The organism is Flavobacterium sp. YO64 (genome assembly GCF_004119505.1).
Lineage (GTDB): Bacteria > Bacteroidota > Bacteroidia > Flavobacteriales > Flavobacteriaceae > Flavobacterium > Flavobacterium oncorhynchi.
In genome coordinates this window covers 197,840-215,554 of the sequence record NZ_NRQV01000003.1, presented here as the reverse complement: position 1 = coordinate 215,554, position 17,715 = coordinate 197,840, and the positions used below count along the sequence as shown (strand labels likewise).

Sequence of the window (17,715 nt, the reverse complement as noted above, 5' to 3'; positions counted from 1 at the left end):
ACTATGATAGATGAAATTACAAGATACTCTGACGCTGATTTGGCGGAGTTCAAAGAAATAATACAAAGCAAAATAAAAAAAGCACAAGAAGATCTTGATTTGATCAAAAGTGCTTATATGAACGATTTAAATAACGGAACAGACGATACTTCTCCAACTTTTAAAGCTTTTGAAGAAGGAAGCGAAACAATGTCTAAAGAAGCAAACTCTCAGTTGGCTATCAGACAAGAAAAGTTTATTCGCGATTTAAAAAATGCGCTATTCCGTGTTGAAAATAAAACATATGGTATTTGCAAAGTAACAGGTAAATTAATCAGCAAAGAAAGGCTTAAAATCGTTCCTCATGCAACAATGAGTATCGAAGCTAAAAATTTGCAGAGATAATAAATATATCTATCCAAAAAATAACGCTCCTTTTAGGGGCGTTTTTTTTGTTTAATGTTTTTAAGGAATAGTAATGCTGTTGTTTAGATCTATTTGAAAGAATTTGTTTTCAAAGTAAAAGGTAGCTGCTGTTTTTTGGATTTGCTTTTTGTAGGAATCGTAATTGCAGAGGCAAAAGAAGTATGTTTAAATTAGAACTGCCCAATTTCAGACAGTTCTAATTTTAAGAATAATGAAAATTAAGCAAGATTTTTTTCTAAGTCTGCTTTGTGTTTTCTTAAAACGGCTCTTGTCATTCCAAGATTTGCTTTTTGTGCATCAGCAGCCAAATAAATCATGAATTTTTTGTTAGGAGAAATGTCGATAACGTGAATTTGATTTGAAAGCGTAATTAAAATATCTTCGATATCTTGATTTAAGTTTAAAGCTTTTACTGCATTTAATTTAGCTTTTACAACTTCAAGGTTGTAAGCTGCTGCTAATTCTGGATCAAAAGCTGGATCAATAGTTAAATTGCCAAAGCTTAATCCTGACTCAATTTCAGTTACAGATACAGCAATAAAGCCATTTACATTAGTTTTCATCTCATTTAAAAACACGTTTAAAAAATCGTTGCTCATAGTTTTTGGGTTTGTGGTTAATAGATTTATGTTATTTCAATAGGGAATTTTTACTAAGTTCTGAGGATAGTTCATCAGTTGAACGCATTAATAAGGCAAGGTTGCTTCCTTCTTTTGAAAACACAATGACGAAATTCGTACCACTTATTTTGTTTCCAATAACTACACCTTCGGAGGTTTTTAGATAAAGTTGTTTAAGTAGTCCTTTTTCTAGATCAAGGAGAAACTTTTCACTCATTGATAAAATTGCTGCACTCATAGCAGCAACACTGTCTCCATAATCTAAATTCAGAGAGGTGATGAGTTTTCCTTTTCCGTTTAAAATTAAAGCCGCAGTTGCTTTGGTAGTGGTTAAAAAGTCATTTAATGCAGAAGTGATTTCGTTCATATTTTTGTAGGATTAAGGATGTTGTTAAAAATAGGTGGTATTTCACATCGGTTCGGCAATTTTTTTATTGTAATAACTAAACAATTGTTAATTTTATTAACAAATATAAATTAAAATATGTATCATTGTAATATCAAATCGTTATTATTTTATTTTTTTACTTATAAAACTTACAGTATGGCTAAAGTATTGAAATTCAAAGATGTAAATTCTGATGTTGAGAGCAGAATGAAGGAATTTGAGAAGTTAAGAACAAAATTTAAATCTGATTTGAGCAAAGCTGCGGCAAAAAAAAGTACCGCAGGGGCAGAAGGAAAGGGGTTGCTTAAATCTATTTCTAATTTTTTTGCTGATAGTCCTGCAACAGCAAAAAAGTAGATTTTCGGACTGTGTTTAATGAAAACTGATGAGGTTTAGACTTACAGCAAAGAATTAACGTTCCTTTAGGGACGTTTTTTTTGATTTAATTACTATTTTTGCCCATCAAAATTCCTTAAAATGTCATTACGAAAAGCGTATTTCCTTATATTTTTAGTTTTAATTGTCGATCAGCTTTCAAAAATCTATGTAAAAACAAACTTTGTTTTAGGTGAAGAAGTTGTAATTTTTGATTGGTTTAGAATTCATTTTATAGAAAATGAAGGAATGGCATGGGGGACAAAAATACCAGGAGAATATGGAAAACTAATCCTAACAGTTTTTAGAATTTTTGCCGTATTCGGAATTGGATGGTGGCTTTCAGATGCTATAAAAAAACGTCACTCTACTTATCTGATTGTTTCTATCGCATTAATATTTGCAGGAGCAGCTGGTAATATTATTGATTCTGTTTTTTATGGAGTAATTTTTGACGACAGTACGCATAGTTTAGCAACAATTTTCTCACCTGAACCATACGGAACATGGTTTCATGGTTTAGTAGTTGATATGTTTTATTTTCCAATTTGGGAAGGTAATCTGCCTTCTTGGATACCTGTTTTTGGCGGTAAACATTTTATGTTTTTTAATGCCATTTTTAATGTTGCCGATATGGCTATCTCTACAGGAGTTGGAATATTATTAGTTTTTAATAAAAGAGCATTCCCAAAACACACATAAATATTTCAAAATAGTAAAATTCCAAATTTCAATATTTGAGGCATTCATTGCAGGTAAATATTGGGATTTGGAATTTTTCATTATTGGGATTTAATAATATTGTGCTATTTTTACCATACAAAAGCTTCAACTTATGCAAAGTCCGTCTTTCTCAATTTATGATGCCTCTGCAGGGTCAGGGAAGACTTATACTTTGGTTAAAGAATATCTTAAAATTATTCTTTCATCTCCAAAAAATGATGCTTATCGAAATATTCTCGCGATAACATTTACCAACAAAGCGGTTCATGAAATGAAAAGCCGTATTGTAGGGAGTTTGTCTGAATTTGCGAAAGAAGAGCCTTCTGCAAAAGCAGTTGATTTAATGGAAGATTTGTCTCGCGAAACGGGGCTTTCGATTATTCAAATCAAAATAAAATCTCAAAGTATCATAAAACACTTAATTCATAATTATGCGGCTTTTGATATTTCTACCATAGATAAATTTACTCATAAAGTGATTAGAGCTTTTGCTCATGATCTAAATCTGCCAATGACTTTTGAGGTTACCCTGGATACAGAAAATTTATTGGTTGAGGCAGTCGATGCGATTATTGCTCAAGCTGGTCAAGATGAAACGCTGACTAAATTACTGATCGACTTCACGATGGAGAAGACAGATGATGATAAAAGCTGGGATGTTTCTCGTGAAATTCTTGAAACAGGACGTTTAGTTTTGAATGAGAATAATCGAAATGAGATTTTACATTTTAATGACAAAACCATAGAGGAATTTGTTGTTATAAAAAAGAAGATGCTTGCTTTGTGCAAGGATTTGGAGTCAGAGAATGAACAATTTGCGGTAGAAGCACTTTCGTTACTGGACGGAAATGGTGTTGATTTGAAATCTTTTTCAAGAGGAACATTTCCAAATCATCTTGAAAGTATTCGTGATGGAAAGTTTAATCCAAGAAATAAAACTTTTCATGAATTTGATGATATTGCAATTAATAAAACAGCGAAAGATAAAGCATTAATAGAAAGCTTGATTCCAGAATTGCTGAGTATTTTAAAGAAGATTTATAAGAACTTTGAAAAAAGAGATTTCTATAAAGCGTTCTTGAAAAACATTACGCCTTTGTCATTACTTAATACAGTTAGTAATGAATTGGCGAAAATTCAGACAGAACAAAATATTTTGTCCATTTCTGAATTTAATGCTATTATTCATCGAGAAATTCAGAACCAGCCTGCTCCTTTTATATATGAACGCTTAGGAGAGCGTTATCGTCATTTTTTTATTGATGAGTTTCAGGATACTTCTGAGATGCAGTGGCAAAATTTAATTCCATTAATTGATAATGCACTTTCTGGTCAAGATGATTTAGGGAACAAAGGAACTTTGATGATTGTTGGTGATCCAAAACAGTCCATTTATCGATGGAGAGGCGGGAAGGCGGAACAGTTTATTGAATTAAGCAAAGATTCAAATCCTTTTAATAATCCAGATAAAGAAATTAAACATTTAAATACAAACTATAGAAGTTATAGTGAGGTTATTGAGTTTAATAATGCTTTTTTTAAACTCATTTCGAGTGAGTTTTCAAACTTAGATTATAAAGATTTGTATGAAAATCATAGTTTTCAGAATACTAATTCAAAAAAAGGCGGATATGTAAATATTTCTTTTCTGCCAATAATTGAAAAGAATGAAGCAGACGAAGAAGATGCTGTTGAGAAATCTGATTTGTATGTTTTGGCAACACTAAATACAATTCAAAAAGTTGTTCAAGAAGGATTTGAGTATAAAGATATTGTTATTTTAACTCGAAAAAGAGGACAGGGGGTAGCAATTGCAAATTATCTAACAGAGCAGCGAATTCCGCTTTTGTCATCAGAAACCTTGATGATTCAAAATGCAACAGAAGTTAGATTGATTGTTCATTTGTTGAAGTATTTGAATAATAGCAGAGATTTAGAATCAAAAGCGCATTTTCTTCATTTCTTAGGGAATACTTTAAATGTTGAAATGCCAATGCATGATTTTATTGCTCAAGGGATGGCTTATAAAAGTGAATCTGATTTTGAGAAATGGCTTTTGACTTTTGATGTTTCTCTTTCTTTTGAAAATATTCGCAAAAAATCACTTTACGAAGCTGTAGAGATAATTATCTCAAAATTTATTCTTCCGCCTGAGGGAAATGCTTATGTACAGTTTTTTCTTGATATCGTTTTAGAAAGAGATATTAGAAATCAGGCTGGAATTGCTGATTTTTTAAATTACTGGGAAAAGAATTCTGAGAAATTTAGTATTCCCTCTCCTGAAGGAAATAATGCAGTTCGTATTATGACGATTCATAAATCTAAAGGTTTGGAGTTTCCAGTTGTAATTATGCCATTTGCAGAAGAAGATTATGATCGTAAACCAAAGGATAAATTATGGCTCGATACTGAAGCAGAAGATTTGGGAGTTCCAAGAGCTTTGGTTGATAATAGCAGTGCAGTTGAAGGTTTTGGTGAAAGTGCTTCGGCTGTTTTTAATGAAAAGAAGCAAGAAGAATTATTGGATAACATAAATGTTTTGTATGTTGCGTTAACACGTGCGGAAGAGCAATTGTATGTTATTACGCAATCTTTAAAAGAAAGAAAAGACGGAGAGTGGCCTAATAATATGGCTTCCTATTTTATAAAATATCTAATTCATGAAGGAGTTTATGAATCTGAGAACTTAGAATATGAATTTGGAAACAAAACAAAACTTTCAACATCGTCAGAAGCAGCCGATTTGGTAAAAATAATTCCGGTTGTAAAAGAGGTTTTGAATCCTAAAAATATTAAGATTGCTCAGAGAGAAGCGCTCATGTGGGGAACTCATCAGCAGGAAGCGATATCATATGGAAATATTGTGCACGAAATTTTGGCTTTTGTAAAAGATAAATCAGATATTGATTTGGCAGTCACTAAAGCAATTGAAAATGGATTAATTACAATTGAGCAACGAGAAGCGGTTTTGAAAACGCTTTTAGAGATCGTTAATCATCCGGAATTGAGTATTTGTTTTGATGGTGAAAATCATATTTTAAATGAACAGACGATTGTCCAGAAGGAAGGAAAAATATTGAAGCCAGATCGAATCGTTTTGACAAAAGATAAAAAAGCTTTTTTGCTGGATTATAAAACAGGAGCAGTTAATTCAAAGTATAAGCTTCAAATTCAGGAATATCAGGACGCAGTAGAAGATTTGGGATATAAAGTGTTAAAAAAGGCTTTGGTGTATATAGGAACCGAAATCGATGTAGTAAATTTGTGAAAATATTAATCAGATGTTAAAGAATTATACGGTCAAAAACGGCTTATAGTGTTAATTTTTAACGTTTTAAATAAATAGAAATGTACGGTAAAATTAAAGAACACTTGCAAAAAGAATTGCAGGTTATTGAAGAAAACGGAATTTTTAAAAAAGAACGTATTATAACTTCTGCACAAGATGCAGAAATAACTATTTCTACAGGAGAGAAAGTTTTGAACTTCTGTGCAAATAATTATTTAGGACTTTCTTCGCATCCAGAGGTTATTCAAGCGGCAAAAGATGCTATGGATACTCATGGTTTTGGAATGTCATCAGTTCGTTTTATTTGTGGAACGCAAGATATTCATAAAACACTAGAAAAAAAGATTGCTGATTTTTATGGTACAGAAGATACTATATTATATGCAGCGGCTTTTGATGCAAATGGTGGTGTTTTCGAACCTTTATTAGGAGAAAATGATGCGATTATTTCTGATAGTTTAAATCACGCTTCTATTATTGATGGAGTTCGTCTGTGTAAAGCAGCGCGCTACCGCTATGAAAACAACAATATGGATGACTTAGAGCAACAGTTAATTAAAGCAAACGAAGCAGGCGCTCGTTTTAAATTAATAGTTACAGATGGAGTCTTTTCTATGGACGGTTTAGTGGCGCCTCTAGATAAAATCTGTGATCTAGCTGATAAATATGATGCAATGGTTATGGTAGATGAATGTCATGCTGCAGGTTTTATTGGTGCAACTGGAAAAGGAACTCTTGAAGCAAAAGGAGTAATGGGACGTGTAGATATTATTACAGGAACTCTTGGTAAAGCTCTTGGCGGTGCTATGGGAGGATATACTACAGCTAAAAAAGAAATTATTGAATTGCTGCGTCAGCGTTCAAGACCTTATTTGTTTTCAAATTCGCTTGCGCCTGCAATAGTAGGAGCGTCTATTAAGGTTTTTGAACTGTTAGAAAAAGATACTTCTTTGAGAGATAAATTAGAGTGGAATACAAATTACTTTAAAGAAGGTATGAAAAATGCCGGGTTTGATATAATTGATGGTGATTCGGCAATCGTGCCTGTAATGTTGTATGATGCGAAATTGTCGCAGACTATGGCAGACGAGCTTTTAAAAGAAGGTATATATGTAATAGGTTTCTTTTTTCCTGTAGTGCCAAAAGAAAAAGCAAGAATCAGAGTGCAACTTTCTGCGGCTCATACAAAAGAACATTTAGACAAGGCTGTAAGTGCCTTTGTATCAGTTGGAAAAATGTTAAAAGTTATATAATTACCACATTCGGGAAATTTTTGTAGGTTTTTTTTAACATTTGATTTTGTATTTAAAAAATTTGGTGTTACTTTTGCTTGTAATTAACTAAATTGTAATTAAAAAAATTAAGTATGAAACATCTTAACAAACTTTTAGTTGCTGTGATGATGGCGATGGGTTTAAGTTCTCACGCACAAGACAGTAACAATCCATGGGCGATCTCATTTGGAGTTAATGCAGTTGATACAAGAACTAGTTCTGGTGCCGGAAGCGGTTTCTTTGATCAACATTTTTCTCAGCCATTCGCTGTAAAAGACAACTGGAACATTCTTCCTTCATTATCTTACATTGGTGTAAATAGATATGTAGGTAAAGGTTTTTCTGTTGGTTTACAAGGGTCTGTAAACAAAATTGATAAATATGTTACATTCTCTCCAGCTACTCCAGGCCATGACGGAAGAGGTAATGTAGTTACTAATCCTGGTGACTTGATGTACTACGGAATTGATGCTACTATCAAATACAGCTTCCAAGAATTAATCAAATCTAAAGTGATTGATCCTTCGTTATCTGTAGGTGGTGGTTACACTTTCTTTGGAGATAGCAGCTACGGAACTGTTAACCCAGGTGCTGGTGTTACTTTCTGGTTTACAGATGCTATTGGTCTTGAGCTTGCTACAAGATACAAATGGTCAGTTAGTGGTGATAGACAAGATGCGACTGGTGTTCCAGATGCTCCATCTCATTTCCAACACACTGCAGGTCTAGTTTTCAAATTTGGAGGTAAAGATACTGACGGAGATGGAATCTATGACAAAGATGATGCTTGTCCAGATGTTGCTGGTTTAAAACAATTCAACGGATGTCCTGATACTGACGGTGACGGAATCGTTGATGCTTCTGACGCTTGTCCAGATGTATTTGGTTTAGCTGCATTAAACGGATGTCCTGATACTGACGGAGACGGAATTGCTGATAAAGATGATGCTTGTCCAGATGTTGCTGGTTTAGCTGCTTTAAAAGGTTGTCCTGATACAGACGGAGACGGTATTGCTGATAAAGATGACAAATGTCCTACAGTTGCTGGTCCAAAAGAAAATGGTGGTTGTCCTTTCTTAGATGCTGACAAAGATGGTGTTGCTGATAAAGATGACGATTGTCCTACAGTATACGGTCCTGCTTCAAACAGAGGATGTCCTGAAGTTACAACTGAAGCTTTAGAAGATCTTAAAGTTCAAGCAAGAGCAGTTTACTTTAACTCAGGTAAAGCTACTTTCAAAACAGGAGACAAAGAAACTCCAGCTAGATTAGATGCAATTAAAGAAATCCTTAAAAACTATCCAAACGCGAAATTCTCTATTGAAGGACACACAGATAGCACAGGTTCTGCTAAATTGAATCAAAAACTTTCTGAAGACAGAGCAAAAGCTGTATTAGATGCTTTAGTTCAAAGAGGTGTTAATCCAGAAAACTTAGAGTCTAAAGGATTTGGAGCTTCTCAACCAGTTGCAAGTAACAAAACTGCTGCAGGTAAAGCACAAAACAGAAGAACAGAAATTAGACACATTGGTTCTAAATACCAAGGTAAAATCTAATTTATTTTCTAAATAAATATCAAAAGCCATTCTTAATTGAATGGCTTTTTTTATTTTTATCAAATGATAAATATTTCTTTTCTAGAAAAAATAGCAGCGGTTGTAATTCAAGATTATTCTGATAAACTTGCGGAAACTACTATTATTTTACCCAACAAGAGAGCTAAGGTTTTTTTAATCGAAGCGCTTAAAAAAGAAACTCAAAAGACAATTCTTTCGCCCAATATTATTAGTATTGAAGATTTTGTTCAAGACGTTGCATCAATCCGTTCTATAGATGCAATAGAGCTATTGTTTGAGTTTTATGAAGTCTATTTGTCTATTACAGAAAAGCAAAATCAGCAATCTTTTGAGCTTTTTGCAAATTGGGCTAAAACGCTTCTGCAGGATTTTAATGAAATTGATCGCTATTTGTTAGATCCTTCATATGTTTTGTCTTATTTAAAAGACATCGAGGATATTAAGAAATGGGGAGTTGAAGTTGAAAATAAAACAAAACTACTAGAAAATTATATTGATTTCTGGAAACTTCTTCCATTGTATTATGAATCACTTTATAACCATTTGTTAAATAAGGCGATTGGTTATCAGGGCTTAATTTATCGAGAAGCAGTAAATAATCTGAATCATTTTTCTAATACAATTTCGAATCATAATTTTATTTTTGCGGGGTTCAATGCTTTGAATGCGGCTGAAGAAAAAATTGTACAACATCTTTTGGCTTTAGATCAAGCGAGAATTTACTGGGATGTTGACCAGACATTTCTAAATGATCCATTTCATGATGCAGGACTTTTTGTTCGTCGTTTTAAACAGAATTGGAAGCGTTACAAATCACATCCTTTTGAATGGATTGTAGATGATTTTTCTCAAACTAAAAACATTCAAGTTATTGGTACTCCAAAGACAATTGGACAGGCTAAATTGGCTGGTAGTATAATTGAGGATTTAATGACTGCTAATCCCGCAGCAAGCCTTGATAAAGTAGCAGTTGTGCTGGGTGAAGAAAATTTGTTAATTCCAATTTTGTATGCACTTCCTTCGTCGGTTGGAGCATTAAATATTACGATGGGATATTCTGGAAAGAATAATCCGTCACAGATATTGGTGGCAAAATTTTTCAAAATGCATACTAATGCACTTTCTCGTGCAGGCGGCAGTTATGTTTTTTATTATAAAGATGTTCTAGATATTTTAACCCATCCGTTAGTTGAGCCATATGCTGACAGTAATCATTTGGTGAAAATCATTAAAGAGAATAATTATACTTTTATTACTTTAAATAAGATTTTAGAGCTCAATCCAAATCCGAGTAAGTTATTTTCTTTACTGTTTCAGAAATGGGAGAATGGGTCTATTGCGGTTTTGGAGAATATCTCGGCAATTTTACTGCTGATTAAAGAAAATTTCAGCAGTGATAATGAAGAAGAAAAGATTGCTAAAACTTTTGTGTACGCTGTTTTTAAAGTGATTAATAAATTAATTAATTATTATTCGCAACACAAGCACATTGATAATATTGATACGCTTCATGCAATTTATAAGCAGATTATTGATGTGGCGGAGGTTTCTTTTGAAGGTGAGCCTTTACGTGGTTTACAACTTATGGGGGTTCTTGAAAGTCGTGTTTTAGATTTTGAGACTGTTATTGTAACCTCGATGAATGAAGGGAAGTTTCCTGCCGGAAAATCTCAAAATTCCTTTATTCCTTATGATGTTAAAAAAGAACTTGGATTGCCGACTTTTAAAGAGAAAGACGCAATTTATACCTATCACTTTTATCATTTATTGCAAAGAGCAAAAAATATTTATCTGATTTACAATACAGAGAATGATGGTTTAGATGCTGGGGAACGAAGTCGTTTTATTACACAATTAGAAGTAGAAAAACAGTCTAATCACAATTTGACTTTTGACATATATAATCCTGTTTTGCCAGATACGGCTTATCAGCCAATGGTGGTTCCAAAATCAGAAGCGGTATTAGAACGTTTGAAAGAAATTGCTGCTGCCGGTTTTTCGCCTTCGGCTTTGACAAGTTATATTAGAAATCCAATTGATTTTTATTTTCAAAAGATTCTTCGCATTAGAGAAGTTGAAGAGGTGGAGGAGAATATTGCTTTAAATACGCTTGGAACTATTATTCACGAAACTTTAAAGGCGTTGTATGATCCTTTTATTGATAAGTTTATTTCGGAGGCAGATATTAAAAATTGCTTCAATTTGCTGGATGATGAAGTTTTAAAGCAGTTTAAATTGGTTTATAAAGAAGGTGAAATTAAAAAAGGCCGCAATCTTTTGGCTTTTGAAGTAGCTAAACGAAATGTTTCTAATTTCTTGAAAATGGAATTGGATGCTGTGAAAAATGGTGATGCGGTTAAGATTATAGCTTTAGAGAAAACATTCGAGCGTGAATTAAATCACCCTAATCTTCCATTCCCAGTTTTAATTAAAGGAAATGTGGATCGTATTGAGCTTCGAAACGGAAGAATACGAATTATTGATTATAAGACAGGAAAAGTCGAAAAGGCTAATGTCGTGCTTAAATCATGGAATGGCTTGACACAAGAGCTTAAAAATGATAAAATAATTCAGGTTTTAGCTTATGCTTTCATGTTTGAGAATGAAGCAGGAGATATTCCTATGGAAGTTGGAATTATATCATTTAAAAATCTAAAATCAGGTTTTCTGCCATTTGGTTTCAAAGAAGATAAAGAATTGAATTTGACAGTGACTAACGAAATTTTGAAAAATTACCTAGAGGAAATCGTTTTACTTCTAAAGGAAATCTTAGACGTAACTATTCCTTTTGAAGAAAAGATAAGTTAAACAATTAGAAAATTGTTTGAAAATTTTATTCGGTAATAATAAGTGAATTCGTTTTTTTAATCGAAAAAATTAAGCAGGATTGTTTTTAATTCTTCTTTGTTTTCGATGTGACTCATATGTCCGTCTTCAAACGAAACTAATTCAACTGTTGTGTCATGAATTTGAGAAAGACTTTCTTCATAGCTTAAAACGGGGTCTTTTTTGCCTAAAACTAATAAAACAGGAAATCGATTTTCATGTAAAAGCGCTTCTCTGTCTTTTCGTATTTTCATTCCTTCCAAAGAAGCTATAATTCCTTGTAATGGTGTTTTTAGAGCTTGTTCTTTTGCGTTTTCAATTTCCTTTACTAATCGAGCGCGATTGGTTTCGCTGAATAAATTAGCAATAGCTAAACTTACAAAACCAACATAGTTTTGTTTTACTGCTTTTATGGCGCGAGTTCTATTTATTTTTTTTTCAGCACTGTCTTCTTTAGAAGTTGAATTTAGTAAAACTAGTTTTTTTATGTTATTCGGAAACAATTCGGCGAAAGCCAAACCAACGTAGCCGCCCATAGAATGTCCGAGAATAGTTGCTTTTTCAATTTTTAAATGCTGTAAAACTTCGTGAACAGCATTCGCATTATCTTCCATTTCGTGAACATAACCTAGAGAATCGGATTCGCCGTGACCTAATAAATCGATTGCTATTACGCGATATTTTTCTGAGAAAAGAGCAACATAATCTTTCCACATTTTTTTGTTTTCTAGAAAACCGTGAAGTAAAACAATTGTATTTCCTTTTCCAGTATCGGAGTAAGATATTTTTGTGTTTTTGTATAAAGTGTAATTCAAAATGTAAATTTTATATAGCAAAAATAAGTTATTTTATAAGCCATATGAAATATAGGATGAATTTTAAGTGCAAAGTGTTTTTAGAGTCTCTTAAGGAGGCATAAGCTCTTTTCATTTGTGTTTTTACCGTATTTATTGAGATGTTCTGGTCTTCGGCAATTTCTGCGTAACTCAGTCCTTCGACTACATGCGATATAAAAATTTCTCTTCTCGATTGCGGAATTTTGTCAATTAATGTTTGAATTTTAGGCTTTTTGTTTTCTTCTGTGTTCTCAAATGCAAGTTCTTCTTCAGATTTTGGAAGGGCAATTTTTGCATTTTTTAGACTGATAGTCTTGGTTTTTTCTAAATGCTGCAGACTTAAGTTTTTGATTGCTTTTGTACCATATGCCTTAAATGAAATGGTAAAATTCAATGATTCTTCTTTTTCCCATAAGTACATAAAAAAATCTTGTACCAGATCTTTTGCTGCATCTTTATCCTTAACTATGTTAAAAGAGACTAAGGAAAAAAAAGCAAAATGTTCTTTGTACAAGGCTTCAAATACTTTTAAATCCTTAAAATTAGACATCTGAGAATTGCATTTATTCGTTCTGTAATGGATTACACGGTGTCAAATGTAAAATAAAAAGTTATTTATTTTCAACAAAGTGTAAAAAAAATCAAAATTTTTTGATTAGTTGTCACCCTAAAAAACTTTTTTTCTAACCTATACAAATAACCACTTATATAAAACAATGAACAGAAACTCACAATTGCTCGATATCCTTAGGGAAATAGTGACGAAAAAGAACTTTGATACGTCTAAAATTGAATTACTGCCCTTTGAAGATCAGGAATTGATAAAAAATCTTCAGATTAATGGTTTGCTGGAAGAAGCGCTGTTGTATTTGGAATCTATTGACGCTGATAAGAATTGGGAAGAATTACAAGTGAAACTAAATCTGGAAAAAAAATCAGTTGTAATCAATTGGAGGAGTATTTTTCAATATGCGGCAATGTTTTTTTGCGTATTAGGTTTAGTGTATGTTTTTCAGTACAAAACGGGTAAACAAAATAATAAAGCAGTTTCTCCTAATGCCATTCAATTGGTTTTAGAAAATGGAGATATTCAGATTTTAAATCCGAATGGAGAACAACAGATTATCAAGAAAAATGGAGAAGTAGTGGCTTCTCAAAAAGAAAATGAGATTAATTATCATTCGGCTAAGTCAATGAACAAATTGGTTTACAACGAAATTAAAATTCCGTACGGTAAGACTTTTAAAATAACATTATCGGATGGAACATTGGTCAATATGAACGCTGGTTCTTCTTTGAAATATCCAGTTCAATTTATTAAGGGACATAATAGGGAAGTTGCTTTAGAAGGAGAAGCTTTTTTTGATGTTGCAAAAGATAAAGCGCATCCATTTATTGTTAAAACAAGAGGTGTAAATGTGAAAGTTTTGGGAACAAAGTTTAATGTGAGTTCTTATAAAGAAGATACAGATATCAATACAGTTTTAGTCGAAGGTTCGGTGAGTTTGTCTGATGCTGCTAATGCAAATACAAAAACAATGCTGGTTCCAGGTGAAAAAGGATCTTGGAATAGTCGAAATATGGAGATAGCTAAAGAGAAAGTAGATACCCGTTTTTATACCGAATGGATAAATGGTGAAATTGTTTTCAGAAAAACGGCTTTTAAAGATATTATAATAAAACTAGAAAGGACTTACAATGTTACTATTGAAAATAACAGGAAAGATATTTTAGATAAAAAATTCAATGCCAGTTTCAATAAGAATATTGAAAGTATAGAAAAGGTATTAGAAACAATGAGTAAAATTCAAGGCTTTACTTATAAAATAGAAGGAAAGCTTATAAAAATAAACTAACTATTTACTAACCAACCAAAAAAAAGAAATTATGAAGAGGATGTAATTTTTTGAGAAACATAAGAAGTAAAATCGGAAAATAGTACCAGTATTTCCCGATTTAAGTGTTTCAAACGACGTATCGAAATTAAATCATTTAAAATCAATCCAAAATTATGAAAAAAATAATTAAGAGGAATTGGCTTAGTCCTTATTTGCCTAAAATTAGTCTAAGAATGAAACTAACCACATTATTACTGATACTTTCTTTGATGAAAATTCAAGCAAGTGTCTATTCGCAAAATACAAAGCTTACATTTAACATAAAGAATGCGCCAGTCGAAAAGCTGTTTAACAAAGTAGAATCTGTTTCAGAATACAGATTTCTTTTTGAAAGCAGTATAATTGACCTGAACAGAAAGGTGACAGTTAATGTAAAGAAAAAGGGGATAACCGAAATATTAGAAGAGGTTTTTAAAGGAACCGATATTTCTTATACGATAAATGATCGCCAGATTATTTTGGTAAAGAAAAAACAGCAAGTACATCTTCAGGAAAAAAATGTAGCTCAGAAGGTTATAATCGAACAAGGTATTGAAGTTACTGGAGTTGTAACCGACTCGAAGAATATGCCCATACCAGGAGCTAATGTTACTGAAAAAGGAACTAAAAATGGCGTACAAACCGACTTAGACGGAAAGTTTATAATTCGTATAAATGGAGCCAATAGTGTTTTAGTTTTTTCTTTTATAGGATTTGAGAACAAAGAAGTAACGGTTGGTCAAAGTAAGTCTTTGAGTGTGATTTTAAACGAGCAAAATGCAGCTTTAAATGAAGTTGTAATTGTTGGTTATGGTGCGGTAAAGAAAAAAGATTTGACAGGAGCTGTAGCAACTGTGAAATCAACGGATATTGCTTTAAGTCCAGTTTTAAGTCCGATGGAAGCACTTCAAGGGAGAGTTTCGGGTCTGGATATTCAACGTGGATCTGGAAAAGCTGGAACATCTCCAAAAGTCTTATTAAGAGGGAATAGATCTTTGACAGCGAGTCAGGATCCGTTGTATATTGTTGACGGACTTCCTTCTAGCATCGATAATTTGAATCCGAATGATATAGAAAGTATTGATGTTTTAAAAGATGCTTCGTCTACTGCAATATATGGTTCTTCGGGCGCGAATGGGGTTATTATTGTTACCACTAAAAAAGCAAAAGCAGGAAAAACACAAATTGACTTTAACAGTTATTTTGGACTAAATGGTTTCTCTTCTTTTCCTGCTCCTCTTACAGGAGAGAAATGGTTAAACTATAAAAAAGACCGATTTTATTTAGACAATGGCTACCAAGCAACGAATTTAACAGATTTAGGTTTGAACGCATCAGCAGTTGCCGCGATTGAAAAAGGACAATATGTAAACTGGATCGATAAAACTTTACAAGTAGGAACGCAGCAAAACCATAATCTTTTTATGAGAGGCGGATCTGAAAAAGTACAAGGGTATTTTTCTTTAGGATATATAGGTGAAGAAGGAATTTATGAAAATGATAAAGTAAACAGCTTTAATTCCAGAGGAGGAGTTGATATTAAATTTAGTAATAAATTTAAAACAGGTTTCCAATTGATTTTAAACTATCGTAAAAACAGCACAACCAACAGTAGAATTAATAAAGCATACAGTGTTTATCCTTTAGGAGTTCCGTTTGATGAAAATGGTGTTGTGAATCTTTATCCAATCGAAGGAGATCAAAACAACATTAGTATTTTGGCGAATAATTATCCAGGGGCTTTTGCTAATGAATCATTAAGTTATAATGTACAATTCAATCCTTATTTGGAGTTTGAATTTGCTAAAAATTTTAAGTTAAGATCTAATTTAGGAACTCGATTTTCAGGAAGCAGAGCGGGGACTTTTCAAAATAAAAATTCATACAATCTGTTAACGGAAGGTAGAACTGCTAGCGAAGCCACTTATAATAATGAACTGGCTTATAGTTATATCTGGGAAAATATTTTGAGCTATAACTTTAAAATTGGTAAAGATCATGATTTTGGTTTAACAGGAATTACTTCTTGGGCAGACAGCAGATCAGAGGGAGCTTATTTAGGCGGTAATGGTATAGATTACGACGACTTTAAGTTTTATAACATGGGAGCGGTAAAAAATCTAACTACCAGAATGAATGCTTACAGTCAGTTTAACAGAATGTCATTTGCGGGTCGTTTTAATTACAGCTTTAAAGGAAGATACTTATTTCAATTAACCAATCGCTGGGATGGAGTTTCTCCTTTGGCGGAAGGTAATAAATGGGCATCTTTTCCATCTGCATCATTGGCTTGGCGTATCAGCGATGAAAGTTTTATGGAAGGAATGAGTTCATGGCTAAATAATTTAAAACTGAGACTTGGTTATGGTGTTTCGGGATCGGCAAATATTGATCCTTACTCTAGTTTGACTCGTACCTCTACTAAAACAAGCAGTCTTTCTCTTGGCGGTGGTACAGCTTTGCCAATGTATGTTCCTACTGAGCATATTTCAAATTCAGATTTAACTTGGGAACGTTCTACAAATACTAATTTAGGTTTAGATATCTCTGTTTTAAAAAATAGAATTGATCTTGTAGCCGAATATTATTGGACGAATACAGATGGTATTTTATGGGATCGTCGTCTGCCTACAAGTTCAGGAGGTTACGATGCTAAAACACCTTATAAAAAGACTTCTAATATTGCAACTTCTCAAAACAGAGGTTTTGAACTTTCTATAAATACTAAAAATATTGATACCGAAAATTTTAAATGGAATACTTCATTCACCTTTACACATGCCACAGAAAAGCTGACCAATATTGATTTAGGGAATTTAACCGTTAATGAATTAATCTCTGAAGGTCTCTTCATTGGGCAGACTCCAGCGTCAGGCGGTGTGTTTTATGATTATAAAAAAATAGGAATCTGGCAATTGGGTCAAGAAACCGAAGCCGCTTTATATGGTGCAAAACCTGGAGACATAAAATTGCAGACAGTGCCGCAAGTTGATGCTAATGGAGTTTCTGATAATGGAGTACACGTTTATTCTACAAAAGACAGAATGATTGTAGGGAATAATGTTCCAGATTATTTCTTTGGTTTCCAAAACACATTCAAGTACAAGAATTTTGATCTTACAATATTTGTAAACGGAAGACAAGGCGGTATGATGCGTGCTCAGGTTTTGGGTTATTGGAACAAAGAAGCACAGCCGGAAACGTATAGTTACTGGACACAAGATAATCCAACAAATGATTTTCCTAGACCGGGAGGCAGTTTTAATACACAATTTCAATCGTCATTAGAGCTTGTAGATGCATCATATATAAAAATCAAGAATATTACTCTTGGTTATTCTATGCCCGAAGATTTTCTTAAAAAAACGGGTTTAAGTAATTTGAGACTTTATTTAACATCTTATAATCCTTTTGTTTTTAGCCGTAGTCATTTGTTGAAAAATGTAGATCCAGAAAGTGGAGGGTCAGATTCATTCCCATTATTTAAACAAGTTGTTTTCGGTCTTAATTTATCATTGTAGTATC

General features: G+C 32.8%; 13 protein-coding genes. 9 read left to right on the top strand and 4 right to left on the bottom strand.

Translation table 11 applies throughout. The features are described from left to right. Positions 1 to 3: 3 nt before the first annotated feature. A complete protein-coding gene (locus BOW57_RS03580; RefSeq protein ID WP_089053287.1) occupies positions 4 to 384 on the top strand; it encodes a TraR/DksA C4-type zinc finger protein in 381 nt (126 codons plus the stop codon). Between the two features lie 239 nt (positions 385 to 623). Here the strand turns inward: BOW57_RS03580 and BOW57_RS03575 are convergent, their stop codons facing one another. After that, the gene (locus BOW57_RS03575) at positions 624 to 1,004 is read right to left on the bottom strand and encodes a hypothetical protein (RefSeq protein ID WP_089053286.1); all 381 of its coding nucleotides are present in this window, start codon (positions 1,002 to 1,004) and stop codon (positions 624 to 626) included. Between the two features lie 31 nt (positions 1,005 to 1,035). Further along, the gene (locus tag BOW57_RS03570; protein ID WP_089053285.1) at positions 1,036 to 1,392 is read right to left on the bottom strand and encodes a roadblock/LC7 domain-containing protein; all 357 of its coding nucleotides are present in this window, start codon (positions 1,390 to 1,392) and stop codon (positions 1,036 to 1,038) included. 177 nt (positions 1,393 to 1,569) lie between these two features. Between BOW57_RS03570 and BOW57_RS03565 the strand changes: the two genes are divergently transcribed. The 6 genes from BOW57_RS03565 (at position 1,570) to BOW57_RS03540 (ending at position 11,459) form a co-directional block, all read left to right on the top strand. Further along, a complete protein-coding gene (locus BOW57_RS03565; RefSeq protein WP_089057100.1) occupies positions 1,570 to 1,770 on the top strand; it encodes a hypothetical protein in 201 nt (66 codons plus the stop codon). 120 nt (positions 1,771 to 1,890) lie between these two features. Next, positions 1,891 to 2,490 (top strand): lipoprotein signal peptidase, encoded by a 600-nt coding sequence (locus tag BOW57_RS03560; protein ID WP_129053065.1) that lies wholly within the window; start codon positions 1,891 to 1,893, stop codon positions 2,488 to 2,490. A gap of 133 nt (positions 2,491 to 2,623) precedes the next feature. Then, entirely contained in the window at positions 2,624 to 5,779 is a 3,156-nt protein-coding gene (locus BOW57_RS03555) for an exodeoxyribonuclease V subunit beta (RefSeq protein WP_129053064.1), read from the top strand. 80 nt (positions 5,780 to 5,859) lie between these two features. Further along, positions 5,860 to 7,053 carry a glycine C-acetyltransferase gene (kbl, locus tag BOW57_RS03550; RefSeq protein WP_129053063.1) on the top strand — a complete coding sequence of 398 codons (1,194 nt, stop codon included), beginning with the start codon at positions 5,860 to 5,862 and terminating at the stop codon, positions 7,051 to 7,053. 113 nt (positions 7,054 to 7,166) lie between these two features. Beyond that, positions 7,167 to 8,630, top strand: a complete 1,464-nt coding sequence (locus BOW57_RS03545) for an OmpA family protein (RefSeq protein ID WP_129053062.1) — start codon at positions 7,167 to 7,169, stop codon at positions 8,628 to 8,630. A 63-nt stretch (positions 8,631 to 8,693) separates the two neighbouring features. Beyond that, entirely contained in the window at positions 8,694 to 11,459 is a 2,766-nt protein-coding gene (locus BOW57_RS03540) for a PD-(D/E)XK nuclease family protein (RefSeq protein WP_129053061.1), read from the top strand. A 56-nt stretch (positions 11,460 to 11,515) separates the two neighbouring features. Here the strand turns inward: BOW57_RS03540 and BOW57_RS03535 are convergent, their stop codons facing one another. After that, positions 11,516 to 12,292 carry an alpha/beta fold hydrolase gene (locus BOW57_RS03535; protein ID WP_129053060.1) on the bottom strand — a complete coding sequence of 259 codons (777 nt, stop codon included), beginning with the start codon at positions 12,290 to 12,292 and terminating at the stop codon, positions 11,516 to 11,518. Between the two features lie 28 nt (positions 12,293 to 12,320). Further along, on the bottom strand, positions 12,321 to 12,863 hold the full coding sequence (locus BOW57_RS03530; RefSeq protein WP_129053059.1) for a sigma-70 family RNA polymerase sigma factor: 543 nt from the start codon (positions 12,861 to 12,863) through the stop codon (positions 12,321 to 12,323). Between the two features lie 166 nt (positions 12,864 to 13,029). Here BOW57_RS03530 and BOW57_RS03525 point away from each other — a divergent pair, with 166 nt between their 5' ends. Together BOW57_RS03525 and BOW57_RS03520 are read left to right on the top strand one after the other, a co-directional pair. Beyond that, positions 13,030 to 14,169: a FecR family protein gene (locus BOW57_RS03525; RefSeq protein WP_129053058.1), complete on the top strand. Its 1,140-nt coding sequence runs from the start codon at positions 13,030 to 13,032 to the stop codon at positions 14,167 to 14,169. 215 nt (positions 14,170 to 14,384) lie between these two features. Further along, positions 14,385 to 17,711 carry a TonB-dependent receptor gene (locus BOW57_RS03520; protein WP_164973664.1) on the top strand — a complete coding sequence of 1,109 codons (3,327 nt, stop codon included), beginning with the start codon at positions 14,385 to 14,387 and terminating at the stop codon, positions 17,709 to 17,711. Positions 17,712 to 17,715: the final 4 nt, after the last annotated feature.

Excerpts from the sequence above, each read along its gene's own strand:
- BOW57_RS03580 (WP_089053287.1), top strand. The coding sequence starts at position 4 with ATGATAGATGAAATTACAAGATACTCTGACGCTGATTTGGCGGAGTTC.
- BOW57_RS03575 (WP_089053286.1), bottom strand. The coding sequence starts at position 1,004 with ATGAGCAACGATTTTTTAAACGTGTTTTTAAATGAGATGAAAACTAAT.
- BOW57_RS03570 (WP_089053285.1), bottom strand. The coding sequence starts at position 1,392 with ATGAACGAAATCACTTCTGCATTAAATGACTTTTTAACCACTACCAAA.
- BOW57_RS03565 (WP_089057100.1), top strand. The coding sequence starts at position 1,570 with ATGGCTAAAGTATTGAAATTCAAAGATGTAAATTCTGATGTTGAGAGC.
- BOW57_RS03560 (WP_129053065.1), top strand. The coding sequence starts at position 1,891 with ATGTCATTACGAAAAGCGTATTTCCTTATATTTTTAGTTTTAATTGTC.
- BOW57_RS03555 (WP_129053064.1), top strand. The coding sequence starts at position 2,624 with ATGCAAAGTCCGTCTTTCTCAATTTATGATGCCTCTGCAGGGTCAGGG.
- kbl (WP_129053063.1), top strand. The coding sequence starts at position 5,860 with ATGTACGGTAAAATTAAAGAACACTTGCAAAAAGAATTGCAGGTTATT.
- BOW57_RS03545 (WP_129053062.1), top strand. The coding sequence starts at position 7,167 with ATGAAACATCTTAACAAACTTTTAGTTGCTGTGATGATGGCGATGGGT.
- BOW57_RS03540 (WP_129053061.1), top strand. The coding sequence starts at position 8,694 with ATGATAAATATTTCTTTTCTAGAAAAAATAGCAGCGGTTGTAATTCAA.
- BOW57_RS03530 (WP_129053059.1), bottom strand. The coding sequence starts at position 12,863 with ATGTCTAATTTTAAGGATTTAAAAGTATTTGAAGCCTTGTACAAAGAA.
- BOW57_RS03525 (WP_129053058.1), top strand. The coding sequence starts at position 13,030 with ATGAACAGAAACTCACAATTGCTCGATATCCTTAGGGAAATAGTGACG.
- BOW57_RS03520 (WP_164973664.1), top strand. The coding sequence starts at position 14,385 with ATGAAACTAACCACATTATTACTGATACTTTCTTTGATGAAAATTCAA.